The sequence below is a fragment of the Bacteroides sp. D2 genome (genome assembly GCF_025147085.1).
In the GTDB taxonomy this organism is placed as follows: Bacteria; Bacteroidota; Bacteroidia; order Bacteroidales; family Bacteroidaceae; genus Bacteroides.
The window spans coordinates 5,950,919-5,974,993 of the sequence record NZ_CP102261.1; the positions used below are offsets into that span (position 1 = coordinate 5,950,919).

Consider the following 24,075-nt stretch of genomic DNA (forward strand, 5'->3'; position numbering starts at 1 on the left):
CCTTGCGGAATCTATATTTTAGGCGCGGATTACACGGATCGCACAGATTTCACGTATCTTACACAGTTGCTTTATAACAAGCTTCATTCTAAAAAACGTATAATACGTGAAATCTATGTAATCTGCACCTAAATTTTCTTTTATAAAATGAATTTTGAACCGCTACTTGACTACAAAAAATAGATTATGGAAGAACTGACCCTCACTACTCCCGCCCTACTTTTCTCGGCAGTTTCATTGATTTTGTTGGCTTACACCAACCGTTTCTTATCGTATGCCCAACTTGTGCGCCAACTGCGTGACCGCTACGTGGAGAACCCTTCGGATATCACTGAAGCTCAAATCGAGAATTTACGGAAACGGTTGAACCTGACCCGTACAATGCAAGGACTGGGTATTGCAAGTCTTTTTCTTTGCGTAGTCAGTATGTTTCTTATTTATATCGGACTGCAATTATTTTCTGCTTACGTATTCGGACTGGCACTGATTCTGTTGATAGCCTCTCTAGGCGTATCTTTCCGCGAAATACAGATTTCCACCCGTTCACTGGAGATTTACTTGGGAACGATGGAGAAAGGGAAAAACAAAAAATAACACGGTTGACAATCCCTCCTATTAAGTTTTATCAAGACACTACCCGGCAAGGAAGGACGACCGTAAAGCGACTTCCCTTGCCTACTTCGGATTTGAGTTCAATCCTTCCACCCAGTTTTTCTATAATTACCTGACAAATAGAAAGCCCCAATCCTGCTCCCTGTGAGAATTCGTTCTGTTTGTAGAAACGGCTGAAAATCATCCGTTGTTCTTCGCGTGGAATACCTCTCCCAGTATCTTCTACGTAAATCCGCACACGCCCCTCATCCGGCAGATAAATATACCCTAATTTGATATATCCGGTTTCCGTAAATTTACTGGCGTTATTCAAGAAGTTTGTTAGAACTTGTATCAAGCGCTCTCTATCCACATTAATTTCCAAAGGTATATTATCCACTTCTTTCAGGAATTCCAGGCGTGGAGCAATCAATACCTGATGAGTCATATAAATGTCATCAATCAGCTCTCTCACCCTACATTTCTTAAACGAGAAAGACATATAGCCTGATTCGATACGAGAAAGCTCCAGAATATCGTTAATCAATTTGAGCAGCAACTCGCTGTTCTTATTAATAGTGCCGATGTATTCTTCGCGTTCTACAGAACTCAATCCATCTTCCAATGCCAGAATATTGGCAAAGCCAACAATCGAATTAAGTGGAGTACGTATCTCATGGCTCATATTTGCCAGGAATGATTGTTTCAATTCTGCCTTTTCAGCGAGTAAGCGTGCAGCTTCCAGTTCCTCCTCACGATCTTTTATATCTTGTATGTTAAGCAGCAAACCTGCTGTTTTATATTCACCACCCGAAAGCTGTTTAGTAGTATAACGAAACTCCCACCACTGATAGCCTTTACCGTCGAAGTTACAAAGTTCCTGCACAATTTTTTTATGAGCACTTTTCAGATTTCGCCAGTTGAACTTCACTCCCTCCCAATGATCAGGATGAATAAAGCTCATGAATTCCTTAAACGAAAGTTGTCTAGGATTTAGCCCTTGCGACGCCCAGAATGCATCTTCAAAAACAAAACAACCCTTATCCAATCTCCAAGCATACGTCATTCCACCCTCAATGGCTAATGACAATGTTTCTTTTTCATCAGCCAATGCTATAAGAGCCTGTTTTTTCCTCATCTGTTCCCGAAGATATAGCCACCAAAGAGAAGCAAAAAGTAAAATCAGGAAAAGAACAAATGAAGCAACTAAGGCTCCCCACAAAAATGGATATTCATCTCTGAACGGAATATTGATAATACGATATTTAGCAGGAATACTTTCCTTACTCAAACCAATTTGCGTCATTGTATTCCAGTCTACGACATACTCTTTCCGGCTTTCAACAATGGGTATATCCGAGGGACTTGCGCCCTGCAATATGCGAACGGCAGTTTTCACCTCTTCTTCTACCTGAATAGGCAGCGAAGTGATATATCCACCCAACAACTTCTCACCAAACCCAAAGGCTTCATTAATGGCTGTCAGACTAGGACTACCACAGATACTCCCAATATTAATAGTGGTGTAATCACGTTTCAACTGGATATAACATTGATCGCGGTAACTCCTGTTCAAAACCCACATAAAAGTAGCATCCGAATGATTTCTGGCATTACGCAAAGGAATAGCCATGAAACGGGTATAACCATCTTCCTGTACCAAACGTATTTGTTCTTCAGGAGAAAGCTCGGGATTATCTATGAATCCGGTCACTTTATGTCCTTTAAACTGCTCCTTTGCATCTCTTCTGATTTGTCTGTCGATATAGGTAGTATCGAGCATGGTAAACAAACGAACGTGCTCACCGAAAAGCTCTTTTGCCACACTGATATTCTCATTAAAGGCTATCTTGTCATGGAAGCCTGTCACGTTGGGATGATGTTTCAGTAATCCCCAATTCGGATAATTGACACCACCAAAAACCACAGGCACTTCTTTCGCCAACTGAATTCCGCATTTCATCAATGAATAAGTAGCCTGGTCTTCATTCACCAGAATCACTTCCGGCCGCCAGTCTTTCGATACGGAATCAACCAGAAAGCGCATCCGTTCGAGTTCCGGTTCCTCCCAATAGGACTCACAGTCTAAATAAACGGTACGAATATCAGCATCAATTTTCTCTTTTTCAAATTGCTCCGCTATCATCCGGTTAAATTCCGGATAAGCCGCATAAGTCTCCTCATAAGAGTGGACAACTAAAATACGTCGTTCCTCTTTTTGAGAACAACTACTCACCCCTAAAAGGAGCAATAAAGATAAAAGGAGCAATCTTATAATTCCTCTGTTCAAACCATTCATTTATAATAACTGGGATTAATTTCTCTCTGACTCGTAATACAAAGGTAGTTTATTTTCGAACATAAGCCAAATAAGTGAAAAAAAAGAAGCTGCCTGAAAAGGAATTCAGGCAGCTTCTATCATATATTAAAGAACTATTTTTCAGAGTAGCATCATTAACGCTGTCCCAATTGTGAGTCTACAAAGAAAATTCCGGTATCACCAGCTTTCTTGATTTTATCAACAATGCCTTGCGCAGTAGCTTCTTCTTCTACTTGTTCGCGAACAAATCCCCACAAGAAATCCTGTGTTGCTTTATCCTTTTCAGCAGCAGCTACGTCTACCAGCTTGTCTACCAATTGAGAAACATGACATTCATGTTTGTATACGTGTTCGAATACTTCCAGAGGAGTACCCCATCCGTTAGGAACAACATCTATTTTATCTACTTTAGCAGTTCCTCCACGTTTGATGATATAATCTGCCATTGCATAAGCATGTCCCATTTCTTCCTGGGACTGCTTTTTCATCCAATGAGCAAAACCGCTGAAACCTTCTTTCTCAAAATAGAAAGACATTGCTAGATACAGGTTAGCAGACCACATTTCAGCAGTAATCTGTTCGTTAATTGCATTCTGTAATTTTTCTGAAATCATAATCGTATTTTTTATTAAGTTGTTAATGTAGTTTCTTTTTGAACTCATTACAAAAATAACAAGCTTTCAGTTAAAATTGTTCCATGCACCCTATATTTTTAAACTACATTCACATTTTGATTGTAGCGGTTCATTTTTTACTTACACCAGTTCGTCGGAAGTATATCCTTTCGGCAGTTCACGACAGTTGTATCTGGAAGCCATTATTTCACCATAAGCACCAGCAGAACGAAGGGCTATCAAGTCACCACGCTTCACTTTGTTCAGGTCAATCGCTTTTCCGAAAACATCCGACGATTCACAGATCGGTCCTACTACATCGTATGCTTCCAACGGTTCTTCGGAAGTAATATTCTCCATTTTATGGAATGCCTGATACAGAGCCGGACGGATAAGATCGGTCATACCTGCATCCAGAATGGCAAATTTCTTCCGTGTGCCTTGTTTTACATACAGAACCTTAGAGATTAAGGAACCGCACTGTCCTACAACTGCACGCCCCAATTCAAAATGCAAGGTCTGATAAGGACGCAGTTTCAGTTGTCCGGCATAGGTAGCGAAGTAATCTTTGAAGTTCGGGATAGCCTGACGATTGGGATGTCCGTAGTCAATTCCCAAACCACCTCCTACATTAATATGTTCCACCAGAATTCTGCGAGCTTCCAATTTATCCTGTAATTCATTGACACGATTACAGAGAGCTACAAAATCGCCCATATCCAGAATCTGTGAACCAATGTGGAAATGAAGCCCGATAAACTTTACGTTTTTCATCTCCTGTGCCACATCTATCACCTTGTCCATATCCTGCATGCTGATACCAAATTTATTTTCTGCCAAACCGGTAGTGATATTTGCGTGAGTATGTGCGCCTACATCCGGATTGATACGGAAAGCAACATTAGCCACCTTATTTTGAGCAGCAGCCAATTCATTGATTACTTCCAGTTCGGGAATAGACTCTACATTGAAACAGAAGATGCCGTACTCCAGCCCGAGATTGATTTCCCAGTCTGCTTTACCTACTCCTGCAAAAACAACTTTATTGGCCGGAAATCCTGCACGGATAGCGGCACGAATTTCTCCACCGCTCACACAGTCGGCTCCCATTCCGCTCTCACGGATGATGGTAAGTACTTTCGGGTTAGCATTTGCTTTAACAGCGTAATGCACTGAATAATTAGGATATTTGGCAACCTCATGGTTAATAGCCGACAATGTATCGCGCAGCACTTTGGTATCGTAATAATAGAAAGGTGTCTGCAAAGTGCGGAATTTATCGATTGGAAATATTCCCTTCATAATTCGAAAAACTTGTTTAGTTGGTTAAAAAAGAGCGCCTTTATCAGTTCGGTAAAAGCGCTCGTGTTATTTGTGGAATTACTTGCCGTTGAAAAGCATATCGCTCAACGATTGTAAAGCTACTTTCTTATCACACTCCCGAATGAGGAAGGAGATGTTGTAGTTACTTCCTCCAAACGAGATCATTCGCACCGGTATATCGCGCATCGCATCGAGTGCTTTTGCTTCAAAACCGACATTTTCCCATTCAAGATCACCTACAACGCAGATGATACACATTTCTTTATCAACGGTTACTGTTCCGTATTTCTTCAGGTCGTCCAGAATCTCATTAAGATGTTTCGTGTTATCTATCGTAACAGATACCCCGACCTCTGACGTACAGATCATATCGATAGATGTCTGATAGCTTTCGAAGATTTCGAACACCTTACGCAAGAAACCGTGAGCCAATAACATACGGCTGGATTTGATCTTAATAGCGGTGATATTATCTTTTGCAGCTACTGCCTTGATCTTGCCTTTTTCCGTATCGTTAGAAATCAGCGTGCCCGGAGCATCCGGATCCATTGTGTTCAACAAACGAACAGGGATATTGGCATATTTAGCCGGCTGGATACAAGTAGGGTGCAGGATTTTTGCACCGAAGTAAGCCAATTCGGCGGCTTCTTCGAAGTGAAGCTGACGAACCGGAGCAGTCTTGTCAACAATACGCGGGTCGTTATTGTGCATACCGTCGATATCTGTCCAAATCTGGATTTCGGAAGCGTTTACTGCGGCTCCGATCAGAGAAGCAGTATAATCACTACCACCACGTTGCAGGTTGTCTATCTCACCGTAAGCATTGCGACAAATAAAACCTTGCGTAATGTAGATTTCCGTATCCGGATAAAGATCCAGTTGAGCACGCAATTTATCCTTAATATATACGGGATCCGGTTCTGCGTTCTTATCAGTACGCATGAATTCCAAAGCCGGAAGCAACACGGACTTCACACCGCATTCCTGCAGGTAAAAGTTTACCATCGCCGTAGAGATAAGCTCTCCCTGTGCCAAAACCACTTTCTCTTCGAACAAAGTGAAAAGGTCTTTAGTATAGGAGCGGATGTAGTCGAAGTGGGATTTGACAACTTCAAGACCTTTCTGTTTATATTCCTGGGTTGCAAAAAGCTCATCAATATGCTGTTTATATTTTGCTTCCAGCTTATTAATAATCTCGTTGGCACCCTCCGGATTCTTCTTATACAGATAGTCCGAAATTTCCACCAATGTGTTTGTTGTTCCTGACATAGCAGAAAGAACAACAATCTTCTGTTCACCATCGGTAATCAATTTGGCTACTTCCTTCATGCGCTGAGCAGAACCTACGGAAGTTCCTCCAAACTTTAAAACTTTCATTTTCGTTACTGTTTTAGTTATCTATATTTAAATCTATTTCTATTGTTCTCTGTCTGGGCATATATTCATCAGTCACATCTACAATCTGATGGTCGGCACAACGATATACCCTGCCCGGATAATCTTTCAACAGTTGCAAATTGTGCGTCGTCATCACTACCGATGAGCCGGATTCGCAGATATTGTGCAACAATTCAACGATGGCTTTACCTGTTTCCACATCCAGATTTCCTGTTGGTTCATCCGCCAGGATGATAGCCGGAGAATTGAGTACGGCGCGTGCAATCACAATGCGCTGCTGTTCGCCACCGGAAAGTTCGTTCGGAAGTTTATAACCTTTGTTGGACATTCCCACCAGTTGAAGCACTTCTTCAATACGCTCCTGTATCTCCTGTTTGTTTTTCCAGCCTGTGGCACGAAGCACAAATTCCAGGTTATTATATACAGTACGATCTGTGAGCAGCTGAAAATCCTGGAATACAATGCCTAACTTGCGGCGCAGTTGCGGGATATGCTTACGTTTGATAGATCGCATATTATAACCCAGCACTTCCGCTTCACCGTCAATTACATCCAGTTCGCCATAAAGAGTCTTGAGCAGACTCGTTTTTCCCGAGCCTACTTTTCCGATCAAATAGACAAACTCTCCTTTGTGCAATTCCAGATTTACATCACTTAGCACACAGAGTTCCTGTTGATGGATTTCTACGTTCTTATATTGTATCAACGCCCCGTCATCCATGCCGACTCCCGTTTTAATTTTTAATTTCTAATCTTTACTTATTAATGCTTCTTCCATGTACTGCTATGTCTTTCCTGCAGTTCACGTGCAAGATCTTCGATGCGATAGCCTTTTGAAGCAAGCAATACAATCATGTGATAAATGAGGTCGGCTCCTTCGTAGATCAAACGTTCGTCAGTACCGTTCGTTGCTTCGATCACTGTTTCCACAGCTTCCTCACCTACTTTTTGAGCTATCTTATTGATTCCCGACTCAAACAGACTGGTCGTATAAGAACCTTCGGGCATCTCTTCGTGACGCTTGTCTATGAAGTCCTGCAATGCTTTCAGGAACATGACCGGTTCTTCGTTTTTCTCCCCCCAACAAGTATCTGTGCCTGTATGACACACAGGACCTACCGGATCTACTTGAATCAATAATGTATCATTGTCGCAATCAGCCTTTATAGATACAACATGAAGGAAGTTACCGCTTTCTTCACCTTTTGTCCATAAACGATTCTTCGTACGGCTAAAGAATGTAACTTTTCCGGTTTCCACCGTTTTATCATAAGCTTCTTTATTCATGAAACCCAGCATCAAGACCTTACGTGTCTCATTGTCCTGTATGATAGCCGGAACGAGTCCGTTCATTTTATCGAAATCCAATTCCATTTTTATATAAGTTCTAATTACTATTTCAATTTACAATTACTATCTATCGCCTACGAATGTTTTTTTACCTGATGGTAATTCCTTCGCCGCAAAGATACGATTTTAATTCGGGAATTTTAATTTCTCCGAAGTGAAAAACACTGGCAGCCAATGCAGCATCTGCCTTTCCCTGTAAAAAGACATCACGGAAGTGCTCCTTACAGCCCGCACCTCCCGAAGCTATGATGGGAATGGAGAGTTGATCCGCTAAAGCGGCAAGTGCTTCATTTGCATAACCGGCTTTTACACCATCGTGATTCATGCTTGTGAAGAGTATTTCTCCTGCTCCGCGTTCCTGTGCTTCTTTAGTCCACTCGAACAGATCTTTATCCGTTTCGATGCGTCCTCCGTTCAGGTAACATTTCCAGCCGTTTTCGGTCTGTTTGGCATCTACAGCCAACACACAAACTTGTGAGCCGAAATTCTTTGCTATCTCGTCAACCAACCGGGGATTGCGGATAGCGGAAGAATTGATAGAAATCTTATCTGCCCCTGCATTCAGCAGACGGTCTACATCACTTAATTCATTGATTCCACCACCTACGGTAAATGGGATATTGATATTAGCAGCAATCCGTTTTACCAATTCCGTAAAAGTCTTACGTCCTTCATGGCTTGCAGTAATGTCCAGGAAAACAAGTTCATCCGCTCCCTGTTCACTGTAAGCACGACCTAGCTCCACCGGATCACCGGCTTGGCGCAAGTTGACAAAATTCGTTCCTTTCACGGTTTGTCCGTCTTTTATATCCAGACAAGGTACTATTCTTTTTGCTAACACAATCCTATTTTATTTATTGTTCAACAATTTATAATCTATATTCCTGAAGCTCGATTCTTATCTTCCTTATAATAAAGGTATCTTATTTATTCCGATACGCTCATTATAGAAAGATTCTCAAATCTTGTAAGGTGATATGTCCTTCGTATAATGCCTTACCGAAAATAACTCCGGGAACACCGGCCTCATCCAAGGCAACAATATCATCCATCTTGCTCACCCCGCCACTAGCCATCAGATAAAGGTCAGGGAATTTTGCCAGCATCTCTTTATATAAATCGATAGAAGGGCCACTCAACATTCCGTCACAGCTAATATCCGTACAGATTACTTTTCGTATACCTTTATCTATATAATTTTCGAGAAATGGAAAAAGTTCACAGGCACTTTCATCTTTCCAACCATTGACGGCTATCTTATGTTCTTTTACATCTGCCCCCAAAATAATCTTCTCACTGCCGTATATTTCCAGCCAATGACAGAATAATTCCGGATCTTTCACTGCAATGCTTCCTCCGGTTACCATCTGCGCACCGCTCTCAAAAGCAATTTTCAAATCTTCATCACTCTTTACTCCCCCACCAAAATCTATGACGAGAGAAGTGCGTGCAGCAATCTGTTCCAACACCCGATAGTTAACGACATGATGAGAAGCAGCACCGTCCAAGTCTACCACATGAAGCCTGCGAACACCGTTCGCCTCAAACTCCTTAGCAACTTCCACCGGGTTCTCATTATACACCTTTTTACTATCGTAATCTCCCTGGGAAAGGCGTACGCACTTTCCGTCAATAATATCAATGGCTGGAATAATTTCTATCATCTATTTACTATTTGTATCTTAGAGGTTTAAAAAGTTTGTCAGAATCTTCTCTCCTGTCTTACCACTTTTCTCCGGATGGAACTGGGTAGCATAAAAGTTATCTTTATGCAGCGCAGCACTGAACGGGTGAATATAGTCAGTTGTAGCAGCAGTAAAGTCGCAGGTCGGCACATAGAAGCTATGCACAAAATAGACAAACTCTTCTTCGGTGAACCCTTCAAACAATTTGCTATTCGTTTTTCCAATGGTGTTCCATCCCATGTGCGGCACTTTATCCTCATGTTTCTGCGGGACAAAACGTTTCACATCCACATCAAAGATATTCAAACAATCGACTTCTCCTTCTTCGGAATACCGACACATCAACTGCATGCCGAGACAAATTCCAAATACAGGCTGACGGAGATTCTTTATCAGTTCGTCCAGTCCCGTTGCTTTCAAGTGGTTCATGGTAGTTTCCGCCTCTCCCACTCCGGGAAAAATAACTTTATCAGCCGACTGGAGTTCTTCTTTATCAGCAGTAATCACCGCTTCTACCCCCAACCGTTTTAAAGCATAATCCACAGAACGAATATTGCCGGCATTGTATTTTACAACTGCTACTTTCATCAGCTAAATATTACTGTTTTATTTTTATAAGCCAAAACTTTGCGCTCGATGTGCTTCTGCACTGCACGCGAAAGAACGATTTTTTCCAAATCCTTTCCTTTATTTACGAGGTCTTCAATAGCATCTTTATGAGTAATGCGCACTACATCCTGTTCAATAATCGGTCCGGCATCCAGTTCTGTCGTTACATAATGACTAGTTGCACCAATAATTTTCACCCCTCTCTGGAAAGCTGCGTGATAAGGCTTCGCCCCTACAAACGCAGGAAGGAAAGAGTGATGAATATTGATAATTTTATTCGGATAAGCATTAATCATCTGTTCGGAGATCACCTGCATATAGCGTGCCAATACAATAAATGTAATCTTATGTTTGGCAAGCAGTTCCATCTCTTTGCGCTCCTGTTCTTCTTTCGTCTCCTTGGTGATAGGGAACAGATAGAAAGGAATTCCGAAACGTTCTGCTACGTGCTGCAAATCCGGATGGTTACTTATAATAAGAGGTATCTCTACATTCCACTCTCCTGCCGTATACCGGGCTAGCATATCGAAAAGACAATGTGACAGCTTGGATACGAAAATAGCCATACGTGGTTTTACATCAGAAAAATAAAGACGAAAATCCATTTCATATTTTTGCCCGTAGAGTGTTCTGAAATAATCTTCAATTTTTTCCTGTGGAACCAGAAAATCTTTCAGTTCCCATTCAATACGCATGAAGAAGATGTTCTCTACATGATCTACATACTGATCCAGATAGATAATATTTCCTTTGTTTACCGTAATAAAGTCTGTCACTTCCGCAAGGATTCCCGGTTTGTCGGGACAGTGCAATAACAGTTTGGCTGTTGTCATCATTCTTTTTACTAATTAACGATTCTAGGCAGATTATTTTCTACCTTTCTAATTTTAGTCCGCAAAAATAACGATTTATTGCAAAATTACGAATTATTCAAGCAGAAAGTTGATATAAAAACGGTGATTTCTTACAGATAGAAAGATATCGGGAGCTATTTTCAATGAAAAGAATGACAAACTTTAGGATAGTGACGCCATTGCCTTCGGATAGTGACGGTATTCCATCGTGATAGCGTCACTATAATGACCGGATACCGTCACTATCCGAAGAGAAGAAAAATGAATATTTTTTTTCATTACAAAAGTACTCAAAATGAGACACTAAGCATTTTTCTCGTTTTTTCTTGAAAAAAACTTTTCTCAAAACGCTTGCAGGTTTACAAAAAACAACTACCTTTGCACCCGCAATCGAGAGAGATGCAGATTAATAAATTGAAATTCTGGTGCGTTAGTTCAGTTGGTTAGAATACATGCCTGTCACGCATGGGGTCACGGGTTCGAGTCCCGTACGCACCGCTTCTTTCACTAAGAAGCAGAGAGAAATATAAATGAGTTAATCCGATTAAAATTTGGTGCGTTAGTTCAGTTGGTTAGAATACATGCCTGTCACGCATGGGGTCACGGGTTCGAGTCCCGTACGCACCGCGAAAGCAAATAGTAAATTAAAGCAAAGCTCTGAAATTCAAGAATTTCAGAGCTTTTTTCTTTTTCTTCACTTCATTTAAAACAGAGTTTAAGTAGGCGATAGATGTGTCCATTCAAACTCTACAATGATTTTTTAACCAATCATTTTATTCAAATGTAACATTACATCTTCAATTAAAGGTACCTATACTAAGCATCTGTTTATAATTGAACAGAGACTACAACTGCATGTGTAAAATAGGATATTCCTTACCTTCTCCGTCCAAATTCGACCTTTTATATATGTTAAAACCCATATATTCATAAAAACCGACAGCTTGAACATTTTGCTCATTCACATCAACTTTAGTTACTTGCAAATTATCTATGGCATAAGTTATTAATTTTTTTCCGATTCCTGCGCCTCGATACTTATTGTCAATAAATAACATTTCAAGATTTCCTTCTGCAATTCCCATAAATCCGATTAAGATTCCCTCTTGTTCAAATCCGAATAGATTAACATACTGAAAATATACCGGAAGTCGTTCCTTATAATATAGAAAATCTTCCTCTTTAAGAAAATCATGTGTACTCAATACTGCACTTTCCCAAATTTCCATCAAACGTGGATAATCCGTAACTTTAATTTTTCTAATCATACTTGTAATTGCAATTTAAAGCCGCAAAGTTCGTTACTTATACATTCAAAACACTGAACCCAAGTTAAAAAATACGTTTACGGATTCTGCTTAGTGCTTGCGGTGTGATACCCAAATAAGAAGCTATATCTTTTAATGGTATATAGTTTAATGTAATACCATATTCTTCCATCATCTGTAGATAATACTGTTCAGGAGAATATTTAATCAAGTCGATATTTCTTTTCAAAAGTTTATTCAACAATATAGCATTTAAATCTTCAAATACAGTTTTTACTTTAGGGATAGCGGTATATAGTTCATTTACTTGCTTCTTGTCTATTCGGTAAATAACACTATCTACAATTGTTTGCACATTAAATGCAGACCTAGTTTGTAATGTAAAAGATATGTTTGACATTGAAAACGTACCCTCTTTACAAAACCAGAAAGTTTGTTCTTCCCCGTTATGATTTAAAAGCCAACAACGTAATATTCCATCAAAAACGAAATAACTATACCTCTCTGTTTCTCCTTCCTTAATCAAAAATGTACCTTTACTAACTAATATTCGTTCAAAATATTGGTCGAATAACTTAAACTCTTCCCAATTAAAAATATTAGTACTAAAATTAAATTCTTTAAGTAGTTTTTCTAAAAGCATAATCTAAATATGATTCGTAATATACTTACTCATTTAATATATTCACTATTACTTCCGCCCTATTTAACTTCTCATATTTAGTGAATATATTTTCAGTAGCCATCTTTATATTACTCCTTTCGCCCACTCTCCGGCCTGCTTGACACTTCCGTTCAACAATCGGCTTTCTCCCCATACGATTTTTGGATAAAGTTTCTTGAGTTGTTTTACACTATTAGTTATCGAGCTTCCTCCGGAAGTAGCAAATGGAATAACGGTTTTACCGGAGAAATCATATTTCTCAAGGAATGTATTGACCGGACGCGGACATAAATTCCACCATATCGGGTAACCAAGGAATATCACGTCGTAATCTTTCAGATTAAGCACTTCTCCCCCCAATTCCGGACGTGAATTTTCAGTCGTCATTTCAATTGAACTACGGCTACTCTTGTTGTTCCAGTCGAGATCTGCCGAGGTATAGGCTGTAGCGGGAGTTATCTGATAAAGTTTGCCGCCAACCGTTTTTGCAATGGCATCGGCGGCTTTTTCTGTAGTTCCAGTACAAGAGAAATAGGCAACCAGGATTTTCTTATCGGACTGTACATTAGTATCCGCTGTCTGATTCTGCGCTTTTGATGAGCAGCTAAAGCAAAGGAGACTCATAAATATGAATATAATCTGTTTCATTTTATTTTGATTTTAAATATTTCTTATCATTAATTAGTTTAGACATTATCACGATGGAGTAACCCCACAGGCGTTTTCATTCTTCCATTACTTTGATAATTGCTCATATCGTCCATCAAACGATGTATTTCTTCTGTATTAAGCGCTTTGCGCGTCTTTACATATTCCTTAAATTCCTCGGTAGTCATATTATTTCCTTTCAAAAGATAAAGCAGGATTAGCAAAAATCATCGTTTAGTCTGTTTGAGTTTGTTATACTCGTCATCTGTAACCGGTTCAAGCCACTCATTGTAAGTGTTTTCACCGGAAACTTCGAAAGCCAGATGAGCAAACCAACTGTCGGCAGCAGCTCCGTGCCAGTGTTTCACATTGGCAGGAATATGGATAACCGTACCAGGCAGAATCTCTACCGCCGGTTTACCTTCTTCCTGATACCAGCCTCGACCGGCTACACCGATAAGCATCTGTCCGCCACCTTTCGTTGCACGGTGAATATGCCAGTTATTGCGGCAACGCGGTTCAAAAGTAACGTTAGAGATATTCACCTGCTCGCGCGAAACCGGAGCAAGATAACTGTTACCAATAAAATACTGTGCATAGGCTGTATTGGGTTCGCCAATAGGGAAAATCATCTCACGCTGGAAAGCTGTTTTGGCATCCTCACCAACAATATCTTCAGACCATACTCCTTTTGCCAAATTGAACGCTGCCCACGCTTTCGGCCAACCTGCATAGAAACCTATATGAGTGATAATCTCTGCGATCTCCGTGCGAGTGATGCCGTTCTTCTTCGCCGACTGAAGATGATAAACGAGCGAATTGTCCGTGATTCCCATACTGATAAGGGAGGTAATGGTTACTAAACTGCGGTCACGCAGACCGAGTTTGTCAGTGCGGCTCCAAACTTCTCCAAAAAGAACATCGTCATTGAGTTCCGCAAACTTGGGGGCAAACGTTCCTAGCTGGTCACGTCCTGCCGTCTGTACTATCTTTTCTTGTGCCATAACATTGAGTGTTAAAATACTAAATACTGAAAATAAAAGGAGTTTATTCATAATCATTTCGTTTATTGAATGAAGTTATTAATGCAATTTGCGGGGTTAAGCGGCGTTTGGTCAGAGAGTACGAGAGTCTTAACCATGTGCAGCGTTCCTTGCTTGTACTTTTGAAAATGCTCCGATGCAATATGAGATTTATAAGCCTCCTGACTCGCGTAAGTTTCAAGAATAGTTATCCTGCCAGGATTCTCTTTTTCGCTGACGGCATACATAGTCAGCACTCCCGGTTCAGTACGCAAGGAGACTTCACCCACTTCGGTCGCATATTTCATATATTCTTCAAGATACTCCGGATAAACCTCGATTTTCGATAGCCGCACAATACCGTCAGCCGCCATAGGTAATTTGGCGCACATACCAGGCTGCTGTTTTATATCCTTTTTCCCTGTCATACTGCATGATAACATAACGAATAAAGACAAAACACTTAGAATTGTTTTTATCATCATCTTCTATCTTTTCATTGTTAAACTTCTGATTGCAAATTTACTGCGATAAAATGAATGGAATTGTATATCAATTACGGATTTTTGTACCCAAATCCCCGATTCTGCAATAAAGAACCGTACATAATTCGAATGAAATGAATTATATTGCCAATAAAAAACAACAACAGATCATATTCCGATTTGGTAAGCTCCACCTGCGTGTCGTTCACCATAGCCAACTTATTCAATAAATCAATCCGGATTCCGTTACTCTCCAATATATTATTTGCCGAGAACTCTTTTCGACGAATGATAGCATAAATACGCATACTCAATTCAGGCAAATGGAAAGGCTTGGCAAGATAATCATCCGCGCCTATCTCCAACCCTTTCACCTTGTCGTCGAGCGAGTCTTTTGCCGATACGATTATCACGCCTACCGGATTACGCTGCTTCCGAATATCACGCAGAATGTCGAGACCATTTCCACCCGGTAACATCAGGTCTAGCAATATGCAATTATACTCATACATATTTACTTTCATTTTAGCATCCTCATACGTGAACGCCTGCTCACACAAATACTTCTCACTGCTGAGATATGCTACGATGCTGTCCGAAAGGCTCCGTTCATCTTCTATAATCAATATCTTCATAGCTTCTGAATTTCATTAACAATATCACTCTTTGCTATTACAAATTTAATTATTTATTATCGGTTCGTTCTCTCTTTTTATAAATTAACAATATCATACCCGGCAATACCAGCAGAAGCAAGGGCAGCCCGACAGTAAATCCGCCTATAACAGGCCACTGCCAACAGTTGCTGTATTTGTGCACCAAGGTCGATACCGAGAGTTAGAGACATGAGTAGGAGTAGGTCTGCACAATCGTTCCTTCAGCCAGATCTTTCGGACGTAACTGCTTCATAGTGTCCTATAGCAAAATGCAACACAGGTAAGAGTAACATTAGAGTTATACCAACTAATTATTATATCTTTGCACCCATGTTATATATACTTGTAATTGGACAAGCGTTTCTACAAACTACCGTAAATAGTTACTTATAACAGTCAATTCAAAAAAATACTATAGTTATGAGTTACATTACAACTTTTACGGGGAAGCATTTCGACCCCATCCACCCTGTTCCTGAAAAAATTGATATGAAAGACATCGCTCATGCCTTGTCTTTGATCTGTCGTGCAAACGGTCATACCCGTTTCTTTTATTCTGTTGCCCAACATTCTATCACATGCTGCAAAGAGGCTAAAACACGAAGGCTTTCCAACCGTATACAGTTGGGGTGTTTGTTGCATGACAGCAGTGAAGCTTATATGTCAGATGTGACACGTCCGATAAAAGCCAAACTTACTGAATATCTTAAATTCGAAGATCACCTGCAAAATATGATTTGGAATCATTTTATTAGCGAACCTCTCTCGGATACAGAAAAGAAAGCAATATTTGAAATTGACGACGAGATGCTTTCTTATGAATTCATACACCTTTTGCCTGAAAGTATTTCTGACGATTATAAATTCATTTTATCCAGACCAACATTAGAATTTATAAACCCTACAATCGTTGAGGATGAATTTATAAACTTAGCTTCAGGCATTCACTTATAGAAATGAAAAGTTGAAATATCTCGCAGACAATTTCAAATAAGTAATTCTGCTTAATCCTATCTCCCCACCCGTGACTGCAACTCTGCCGGATAGCGTTCTCCCGAAAGAATGATCCGGCTAAGGCCGTCATTTATATGCTCCATTTCTTCTTGGGTATATTCCACATCAGCAGCAGCTATATTTTCCGTCAGATGTTTCAGACTACGACTACCCGGAATAGAAACAATCCAAGGCTTTTGTTCTTTCAGCCAGGAAAGGGCAAGCTGGGCCGGAGTAACACCTTTTGAAACTGCCACTTCTTTAATAAAATCAACTAATTGTAAATTTGCGGCAATATTCTCCGGAGTAAAACGAGGCACAATCGTACGGAAATCTCCCTGCCCGAATTTAGTATTCTCATTGATAGCCCCAGTAAGAAAGCCCTTTCCAAGCGGACTGAACGGAACAAGACCGATACCCAATTCTTCAAGAACCGGCAACAAATCAGTCTCGGGATTTCTCCAGAACATGGAATATTCACTTTGAACAGCAGTCAAAGGTTGTACAAGATGAGCACGTCTGATAGTCTGAACCCCGGCTTCAGAAAGTCCCCAATGTAGGATCTTTCCCTCCTGAATAAGTTCACCGATCGTACCCGCTACCTCTTCAATAGGCACTTCCGTATCTACCCGGTGCTGATAATACAAATCAATACGGTCAGTACGCAGGCGCATTAATGAACCTTCTATCGATTTCCTGATTTGTTCGGGGCGACTGCTTTGATATTGCTTGCCTTGTTCCGAAAGGTAAATTCCAAATTTAGTAGCAATTACCACTTTATTGCGGATGGGAGCCAATGCCTCTCCTACCAGTTCTTCGTTATCATGAGGGTTATCCACTGTTCCATAGATTTCTGCTGTGTCAAACAAAGTCACACCTTGTTCATACGCCTGACGAATCAGCGAAATCATTTCTTTTCTATCAGATGCCGGACCGTATCCATGACTCATTCCCATGCATCCCAAACCGATAGCAGACACCTGAAGTCCACTATTTCCTAATTCTCTATACTTCATAACACTATACTATTTATATCTGTTGTTATTTTATTATTCCAATTTCCCTCAACCAACCTTTCGCTCCACTTGTACTGCCCGTAGAACCAAAACCTTTCAGATGTTCAGAATCCGGAGTAAGTTCTACTATTTTAGCCAAGGTTTCATCACGGTAAGTGGCTGCATAAGTACAGAAGGGTACAATGATTTTTCCCTCCAAATTGTATTCTTTACTTTCAAGAAATGACCATATCGCCATTGGAGCCGTATGCCACCACACCGGACAGCCAACAAAAACAATATCATAATCATCCATATTCTTAACAACGTCTTTTAATGGAGGACGAATACCCTTTTCCAATTCCTCTTTTGCCACCTCCGTACAAGGAGTATAATCCGTTGGATAAGGCGTAACGGTTTCAATAGAAAACAAATCGCCACCTGTAAGTGAAGCAATCTCCTCCGCCAAACGTTTTGTAGTACCTCCCCAGCTAAAGTAAGCAACAAGGATTTTCTTTCCACTCACCTGGGTGACCGGTTCATCACTTTGGGTACATGAGTAAGAGCTTAATGCTACTAAACACATCAACATAATCAATACTAATTTTCTCATCTTCAATTTCATTTTAGTTATTACCTTTCGATGATGCAAAGTTACCGGGATAGAGAAAGTAACACAATAGACAAATTACTGATATTATAACCATTTTTACTAAGCACACGATATTGCAGATCAGCACACTAACACGAATTACAGAATATCAAACACAAATTACTGTTTATGGCATATCCCGTATGGTATTCTCATTGAAAACCTTTATTTTTGTTGTGAAACAAAAGAATATGAATATGGAGAATATAATTAAACTGGAAACTATCCAGGAATATAACAGACTTCTAGGTGCAGAGACCCTGCATCCTCTGGTTAGTGTAACCGATTTCTCTGCACTCCAATCCCTCAAGCACTATCGAAAGAATTTCGGCTTTTATTGCGTCTTTTATAAAGAACTAGGTTGCGGTGTGCTCCAATATGGCCGTAACAAATACGATTATGAAGACAGTACGTTAGTTTTCATCTCTCCGGGACAAATAGCCGGTGTGAATGATGGCGGTGAAACTATAAACCCCAAAGGTCTTGTGCTTATGTTTCACCCCGATTTGTTATATGGTACTCCCCTTGCCCGCAGAATGAAAGACTATACTTTTTTCTCTTACGAATCTAATGAAGCTCTTCACATGTCTGACCGGGAACGCCGGATCATCTTGAACTGTTTTCATGAAATACGGGAAGAATTGGAAAATGTAATCGACAAGCATACCAAACAAATTGTGACTTCCAATATAGAGACCTTGCTCAATCATTGCGTGCGTTTTTACGAACGCCAGTTCGTCACTCGTGAAGTAGTCAACCATGATTTACTAACCGAATTCGAACTGATACTTCAGCAATATTTCAATTCGGACAAACCCTCCGAGATCGGTTTGCCCTCCGTACAATATTGTGCTGAGCAGATGCACCTTTCTCCCAATTATTTTGGAGATCTGGTAAAAAAGGAAACCGGAAAGTCCGCACAGGAATATATCCAACTGACCATAATGGAAAGAGTAAAAGAACTATTGGTTGAAAGTAACAAAACAATCAGCGAAATAGCATACGAACTCGGTTTTAAATATCCCCATCATTTAAGCAGGGTATTTAAGAAAGTCATAGGAACTACTCCCAATGAGTACCGCGCACAAGCTGGATAAAAATCAGATATTAGAAGTAAAGTTATTCATCTGTTTTAAGACCGATAAACTACTTTTCTCATCAGACTCTTGACAAAGGACTTTTTATGTTGTATCTTTGAGAAAAGAAAAAGTATAAGCAACATGAAAATAGTAAGAAATAATCATACATAAATCATAAATAATCTGATATTTTACAATACCACTCCTATACGATATGGGGCAATAGTCGAATGATTATTGCCCCATTTTGTTTATAATTCAGCTTAAAATCTCTCGTCTGATTCTAAAACTGTTCTACAATAGTTTATAATAAACTCGAATACCGTTTTACTAAAACTATCAAAAAGTTTATTATAAACAGAATCCGGGTTTATTAAAAGCCACGTTTCCTTTTGTCAAAAATAGAGTAAACAAGATTTCTAGGATTCACCATAAAAGATCTGCTACAACCTTACAAGTAATATAAGCATACAATCATTCATTTACTTCTTTATTTACACAATCGTTTTCCTCCCTCACATTCCATCTTTCTTTTTTCCCAATTCGTTAATTAAACCCAAAACTTCAATTACGATTTGCCGTATCTACCATATTTTTACATACATTTGCGTCTGACACAGGTGTCAAACATGAGGTCTAATTTAAGATGTTTGGTATATGAATGCATATAAAGTGGGTTTAGATATAGGCTCTACTACCGCCAAGATGGTAGTATTGGACAAAGATGGAACTACAGTCTTGTTTTCCGGATACAAAAGGCATCAGGCAAAAATACAAGAATGTTTACTCGGATTTCTTTATCAAATAAAGGAACAGTTGGGTGATATTCCTTTATCTTTCCATATTACGGGCTCTGTTGGAATGGGAATTTCAGAGAAATGCTCTCTGCCGTTTGTGCAAGAGGTTGTAGCTGCAACAAACTATGTGCACCGGGAGCATCCGCACACAGCCACTATGATCGATATTGGAGGAGAAGATGCGAAAGTTGTTTTCTTTCAGGACGGACAGGCTACAGACCTGCGCATGAATGGAAATTGTGCCGGCGGAACCGGGGCTTTCATTGACCAGATGGCTATTCTGCTTGGAGTCTCCATCGACGAATTGAATGAACTAGCACTTCGTTCCAATCAGGTATACTCTATCGCTTCACGCTGCGGAGTATTCTGCAAAACGGACATACAGAATCTGATAGCCAAAAATATATCTAAAGAAAATATAGCAGCTTCCATTTTCCATGCAGTAGCCGTACAGACCACTGTCACACTTGCACGCGGTTGCAATATCGTAGCTCCGGTATTACTCTGCGGTGGCCCATTGACTTTTATTCCGGCCCTTCGGAAAGCATTTGCCAACTATCTGAATCTGTCACAAGATACAGATTTCATATTACCGGAAAAAGGAAATCTGATCCCTGCCTGGGGAGCAGCATTGGCAGAGAACAATGAAGAAAGTATTCATCTCTCCAACCTGATACAGGTAATAGAAAACAAACTAAGTGTTACCTCACCTTTCCAGAGTGATCTTTCTCCTATATTCGACAGTGAGGAAGAATATCGGTCATGGAAAAAAGAAAAAGACCAGTATAAAATTCAATATGCCAGTCTGCGTCCCGGATTACAGGAAGCAACTATCGGCATAGACTCCGGCTCTACTACCACCAAAATCGTAGTACTCGACAACAATCATCGTATCCTTTACTCCTATTATCACGACAACAACGGAAACCCTATAAAAACAGTAGAGAACGGCTTGCAGAAACTATATGAAGAATGCCGGAGACGAGGAACTACCCTGCGCATAAAAGGAGGATGTTCTACCGGTTACGGAGAAGATCTGATAAAAGCGGCTTTCCACATGGATGCGGGAATCATTGAAACCATCGCTCATTATGCTGCTGCCAAACATATCAGCAAAGAAGTTTCTTTTATCCTGGATATTGGAGGGCAGGATATGAAAGCCATCTTTGTGAACGACGGAGTAATCAACAGAATCGAAATCAATGAAGCCTGTTCCTCCGGTTGCGGTTCTTTTATCAGCACATTTGCGCAATCGCTGGATTACAGTGTGGAGGACTTTGCCAAAGCAGCTTGTTTTTCGCAAGCACCATGTGATCTGGGTACACGTTGCACAGTCTTCATGAACTCCAAAGTAAAACAGGTACTTCGGGAAGGAGCGTCCGTAGCGGATATAGCTGCCGGATTATCTTATTCCGTTGTTAAAAACTGCCTGTATAAGGTTCTGCAATTAAAAGACACGGAGATACTTGGCGACCATATTGTCGTGCAGGGAGGAACCATGCGTAATGATTCCATCGTACGAAGTCTGGAAAAGCTGACCGGGAAACAAACCTACCGCAGTAACTGTCCTGAATTGATGGGTGCTCTTGGTTGTGCCCTATATGCCAAGCAAATCGAAAATGCCCGGGTGACGAAGCTGAACGAGATGCTCCAATGGGCACAATATACTTCCAAGCAACTTCAATGCCGGGGGTGCGAGAACCAGTGTGCCATCATGCGATATACGTTCAACAGTGAAAACCATTACTTTTCCGGCAACCGATGTGAGAAGGTGTTTTCCAATAAAGGAAGCCATGCGGACAAAGGCATCAATACGTATGATAAAAAGCTGGAATTATTATTCGACCGGAGCGCAGACATTCCACAACCCCTATTCACCATAGGCATTCCACGTATTCTGAACATGTATGAGGAATACCCTTTCTGGCATACCTTATTTACTGCTTGCGGCATTCAGGTACAGTTGTCGGAACCTTCTACATTCAGCAAATACGAGACTGCTGCCGGCATGGTGATGTCTGATAACATCTGTTTCCCTGCCAAACTTGTGCACAGTCATATCCGTAACCTGACGCAACAAAACGTCAACCGGATATTTATGCCGTTCGTCGTTTTCGAGAAAAAGGATAAGCAACAGCAAAACAGCTATAATTGCCCCATCGTTTCCGGTTATTCGGAAGTCATCAAAAGTGTACAGGAAGAGAATATACCGATAGATGCTCCGACTATCACCTTCAAAGATGAAACGTTGCTGTATAAACAATGCAATGAATATCTAAAATCTTTGGGTATCAGGGATGAGGTATGCAAAAATGCCTTCTCACGCGCATTACAGGAACAATATGCCTTCGAAGAAAAAATTGCTGCCTATAATCAGGAAGTTCTGAACGAGGGACGGGAAAAACACAAACTGATTATCTTACTCGCCGGACGCCCTTACCATAGCGATCCACTGATACAGCACAAAGTTTCGGACATGATTGCTGCGATGGGAGTTTATGTGATAACTGATGATATTGTCCGTCAGCAGGAGATTTCATTGGAAAAAACTCATTACCTCTCTCAATGGGCATTTACCAACCATATTCTGAAAGCAACCAAGTGGGCGGCAATGCAAGAGGGTGATATACAATATATGCAGATGACTTCTTTTGGCTGCGGTCCGGATGCTTTTCTTATAGATGAGGTGCGTAACTTGCTGAAACGATACGGCAAGAATCTTACTTTGCTCAAGATAGACGATGTTAATAATATCGGCTCCATCAAATTACGAGTCCGCTCGTTGGTGGAAAGCTTGAATTTCAGTTTGAAACATTCTCAAGCGAAAGATCCCGAGCCATTTGTTTCAACTGCTCCTTTCACCAAGAAAGACAAAAAGAAGAAAATCCTCGCTCCATTCTTTACGCCTTTCATTTCACCACTCATTCCGTCCATCATGAAAGTGGCCGGATATGAAATGGAGACTTTACCGTTGAGTGACACCGCATCTTGCGACTGGGGATTGAAATACTCCAATAATGAGGTATGTTATCCGGCAACATTGATTGTCGGCGACATAGTAAAAGCCTTTAAAAGCGGACGTTATGATCCTGCCAATACGTGCGTTGCCATCACACAAACCGGTGGACAATGTCGTGCCAGCAACTATATTTCACTGATAAAAAAGGCATTGATTGAGAATGGATACACCAATACACCGGTGGTATCACTTGCTTTCGGCAGTGGTATTGAAAATGAGCAATCCGGTTTTAAAGTAAACTGGCTCAAGGTTTTGCCAATCATACTTGCGTCTGTGTTATACAGTGATTGCATTGCCAAATTCTATTATGCAGCTGTCGTTCGTGAGAAAGAACGGGGACAGGCCGCCCGTCTGCGCGATCTTTATCTGGATACAGCACAGCCCATCATCCAGAAAAATAAACCGGAGGACTTGTTGAGCTACTTATATCTCGCTGCCAGAGACTTCAACAAAATCTGTGAACAGAGATCCTGTCACAAAGTAGGTATTGTTGGGGAAATATTCCTGAAGTTCAACCCTTTTGCTCAAAAGGACGTCACCTCATGGCTCATCAACCAGAAGATCGAAGTGATTCCGCCACTGATAAGTGATTTCTTCATGCAGGGATTTGTCAACCTGAAAGTGAGACAGAACCAACACTTGCAGCGAAAACTCACTCCCGACTTTGTTATCGACTGGTTATACAAGAAAGTCCAGAAGCAGATTAATAAAGTGAATGAAATCGGCAAAAATTTCAATTACTTCACGCCGTTCGAATCAATCTTTGAAAAGGCAGAAAAAGCTAAACAAGTCATTTCCCTGGGCACCCAGTTTGGAGAGGGTTGGCTGATATCCGGTGAAATACTATCCTTTGCTTCCCAAGGAGTCAATCATGTCATTAGCCTGCAACCTTTCGGGTGCATTGCCAATCACATTGTAGAAAAAGGAATAGAAAAACGTATAAAATCGCTGTGCCCTCAAATGAATATACTATCTTTAGACTTTGACAGTAGCGTCAGCGATGTGAACATAACAAACAGATTATTACTTTTTATTGACAACATAAACAACTAA

The 24,075-nt window shown here is 40.5% G+C and carries 21 protein-coding genes, 2 tRNA genes, 2 pseudogenes and 1 riboswitch; of the genes and pseudogenes, 6 read left to right on the forward strand and 19 right to left on the reverse strand.

All coding sequences use genetic code 11. The annotated features are described in order from the left end of the window. Window positions 1–186: 186 nt before the first annotated feature. Window positions 187–594, forward strand: a complete 408-nt coding sequence (locus NQ505_RS22500) for a DUF2721 domain-containing protein (protein WP_004304023.1) — start codon at window positions 187–189, stop codon at window positions 592–594. A gap of 31 nt (window positions 595–625) precedes the next feature. Here the strand turns inward: NQ505_RS22500 and NQ505_RS22505 are convergent, their stop codons facing one another. The 10 genes from NQ505_RS22505 to purU all read right to left on the reverse strand — a co-directional run bounded on the left by NQ505_RS22505 (window position 626) and on the right by purU (window position 10,726). After that, entirely contained in the window at window positions 626–2,890 is a 2,265-nt protein-coding gene (locus NQ505_RS22505) for a sensor histidine kinase (protein ID WP_009000032.1), read from the reverse strand. A gap of 155 nt (window positions 2,891–3,045) precedes the next feature. After that, window positions 3,046–3,525 carry a ferritin gene (locus tag NQ505_RS22510; protein WP_004304025.1) on the reverse strand — a complete coding sequence of 160 codons (480 nt, stop codon included), beginning with the start codon at window positions 3,523–3,525 and terminating at the stop codon, window positions 3,046–3,048. A gap of 141 nt (window positions 3,526–3,666) precedes the next feature. Continuing rightward, complete coding sequence (lysA, locus tag NQ505_RS22515; protein WP_009000031.1) at window positions 3,667–4,827, reverse strand: diaminopimelate decarboxylase; 1,161 nt, start codon at window positions 4,825–4,827, stop codon at window positions 3,667–3,669. Between the two features lie 78 nt (window positions 4,828–4,905). After that, complete coding sequence (locus NQ505_RS22520) at window positions 4,906–6,225, reverse strand: aspartate kinase (RefSeq protein ID WP_009000030.1); 1,320 nt, start codon at window positions 6,223–6,225, stop codon at window positions 4,906–4,908. Window positions 6,226–6,238: 13 nt separating this feature from the next. Next, on the reverse strand, window positions 6,239–6,967 hold the full coding sequence (locus NQ505_RS22525) for a cell division ATP-binding protein FtsE (RefSeq protein ID WP_004297044.1): 729 nt from the start codon (window positions 6,965–6,967) through the stop codon (window positions 6,239–6,241). 41 nt (window positions 6,968–7,008) lie between these two features. Next, window positions 7,009–7,620, reverse strand: coding sequence for a bifunctional phosphoribosyl-AMP cyclohydrolase/phosphoribosyl-ATP diphosphatase HisIE (hisIE, locus tag NQ505_RS22530; protein WP_004304029.1), 612 nt, complete (start codon window positions 7,618–7,620; stop codon window positions 7,009–7,011). A gap of 64 nt (window positions 7,621–7,684) precedes the next feature. Further along, on the reverse strand, window positions 7,685–8,437 hold the full coding sequence (gene hisF, locus NQ505_RS22535; RefSeq protein WP_009000029.1) for an imidazole glycerol phosphate synthase subunit HisF: 753 nt from the start codon (window positions 8,435–8,437) through the stop codon (window positions 7,685–7,687). A 103-nt stretch (window positions 8,438–8,540) separates the two neighbouring features. Continuing rightward, window positions 8,541–9,260 carry a 1-(5-phosphoribosyl)-5-[(5-phosphoribosylamino)methylideneamino]imidazole-4-carboxamide isomerase gene (hisA, locus tag NQ505_RS22540; RefSeq protein ID WP_009000028.1) on the reverse strand — a complete coding sequence of 240 codons (720 nt, stop codon included), beginning with the start codon at window positions 9,258–9,260 and terminating at the stop codon, window positions 8,541–8,543. An 18-nt stretch (window positions 9,261–9,278) separates the two neighbouring features. Then, window positions 9,279–9,869 (reverse strand): imidazole glycerol phosphate synthase subunit HisH, encoded by a 591-nt coding sequence (gene hisH / locus NQ505_RS22545; RefSeq protein ID WP_008643438.1) that lies wholly within the window; start codon window positions 9,867–9,869, stop codon window positions 9,279–9,281. Next, window positions 9,869–10,726: a formyltetrahydrofolate deformylase gene (purU, locus tag NQ505_RS22550; protein WP_004297049.1), complete on the reverse strand. Its 858-nt coding sequence runs from the start codon at window positions 10,724–10,726 to the stop codon at window positions 9,869–9,871. The genes hisH and purU overlap by 1 nt, the downstream gene beginning before the upstream one ends. 442 nt (window positions 10,727–11,168) lie before the next feature. On the opposite strand from purU, the gene NQ505_RS22555 reads away from it, so the two are divergent. Beyond that, window positions 11,169–11,242, forward strand: a tRNA-Asp gene (locus NQ505_RS22555). Window positions 11,243–11,297: 55 nt separating this feature from the next. Continuing rightward, window positions 11,298–11,371, forward strand: a tRNA-Asp gene (locus tag NQ505_RS22560). A 218-nt stretch (window positions 11,372–11,589) separates the two neighbouring features. On the opposite strand, the gene NQ505_RS22565 is transcribed toward NQ505_RS22560, so the two are convergent. From NQ505_RS22565 to NQ505_RS22595, 7 genes and pseudogenes are all read right to left on the reverse strand, one after another. Continuing rightward, entirely contained in the window at window positions 11,590–12,012 is a 423-nt protein-coding gene (locus NQ505_RS22565; RefSeq protein ID WP_004311505.1) for a GNAT family N-acetyltransferase, read from the reverse strand. Between the two features lie 64 nt (window positions 12,013–12,076). Continuing rightward, window positions 12,077–12,655: a Crp/Fnr family transcriptional regulator gene (locus NQ505_RS22570; protein ID WP_004321275.1), complete on the reverse strand. Its 579-nt coding sequence runs from the start codon at window positions 12,653–12,655 to the stop codon at window positions 12,077–12,079. Between the two features lie 105 nt (window positions 12,656–12,760). Continuing rightward, window positions 12,761–13,324, reverse strand: a complete 564-nt coding sequence (locus tag NQ505_RS22575) for a flavodoxin (protein ID WP_009000027.1) — start codon at window positions 13,322–13,324, stop codon at window positions 12,761–12,763. A 98-nt stretch (window positions 13,325–13,422) separates the two neighbouring features. Further along, a pseudogene (locus NQ505_RS22580) lies at window positions 13,423–13,512 on the reverse strand (sugar O-acetyltransferase); the annotation flags it as partial. A gap of 39 nt (window positions 13,513–13,551) precedes the next feature. Next, window positions 13,552–14,379 carry a carboxymuconolactone decarboxylase family protein gene (locus NQ505_RS22585; protein WP_009000026.1) on the reverse strand — a complete coding sequence of 276 codons (828 nt, stop codon included), beginning with the start codon at window positions 14,377–14,379 and terminating at the stop codon, window positions 13,552–13,554. Between the two features lie 11 nt (window positions 14,380–14,390). Then, window positions 14,391–14,759, reverse strand: a pseudogene (locus NQ505_RS22590) (putative quinol monooxygenase); the annotation flags it as partial. A gap of 143 nt (window positions 14,760–14,902) precedes the next feature. Next, window positions 14,903–15,466 carry a response regulator transcription factor gene (locus tag NQ505_RS22595; RefSeq protein ID WP_009000024.1) on the reverse strand — a complete coding sequence of 188 codons (564 nt, stop codon included), beginning with the start codon at window positions 15,464–15,466 and terminating at the stop codon, window positions 14,903–14,905. A gap of 334 nt (window positions 15,467–15,800) precedes the next feature. After that, window positions 15,801–15,897, forward strand: a riboswitch (purine riboswitch). Window positions 15,898–15,907: 10 nt separating this feature from the next. On the opposite strand from NQ505_RS22595, the gene NQ505_RS22600 reads away from it, so the two are divergent. Beyond that, complete coding sequence (locus NQ505_RS22600) at window positions 15,908–16,441, forward strand: phosphohydrolase (protein ID WP_009000023.1); 534 nt, start codon at window positions 15,908–15,910, stop codon at window positions 16,439–16,441. A 56-nt stretch (window positions 16,442–16,497) separates the two neighbouring features. Here the strand turns inward: NQ505_RS22600 and NQ505_RS22605 are convergent, their stop codons facing one another. Together NQ505_RS22605 and NQ505_RS22610 are read right to left on the reverse strand one after the other, a co-directional pair. Further along, on the reverse strand, window positions 16,498–17,496 hold the full coding sequence (locus NQ505_RS22605; RefSeq protein WP_009000022.1) for an aldo/keto reductase: 999 nt from the start codon (window positions 17,494–17,496) through the stop codon (window positions 16,498–16,500). 25 nt (window positions 17,497–17,521) lie between these two features. Next, window positions 17,522–18,088, reverse strand: a complete 567-nt coding sequence (locus NQ505_RS22610; protein ID WP_009000021.1) for a flavodoxin — start codon at window positions 18,086–18,088, stop codon at window positions 17,522–17,524. 236 nt (window positions 18,089–18,324) lie between these two features. Here NQ505_RS22610 and NQ505_RS22615 point away from each other — a divergent pair, with 236 nt between their 5' ends. Beyond that, window positions 18,325–19,224, forward strand: coding sequence for a helix-turn-helix domain-containing protein (locus NQ505_RS22615; RefSeq protein ID WP_032853721.1), 900 nt, complete (start codon window positions 18,325–18,327; stop codon window positions 19,222–19,224). Between the two features lie 639 nt (window positions 19,225–19,863). Next, window positions 19,864–24,075 (forward strand): acyl-CoA dehydratase activase, encoded by a 4,212-nt coding sequence (locus NQ505_RS22620; protein ID WP_009000019.1) that lies wholly within the window; start codon window positions 19,864–19,866, stop codon window positions 24,073–24,075.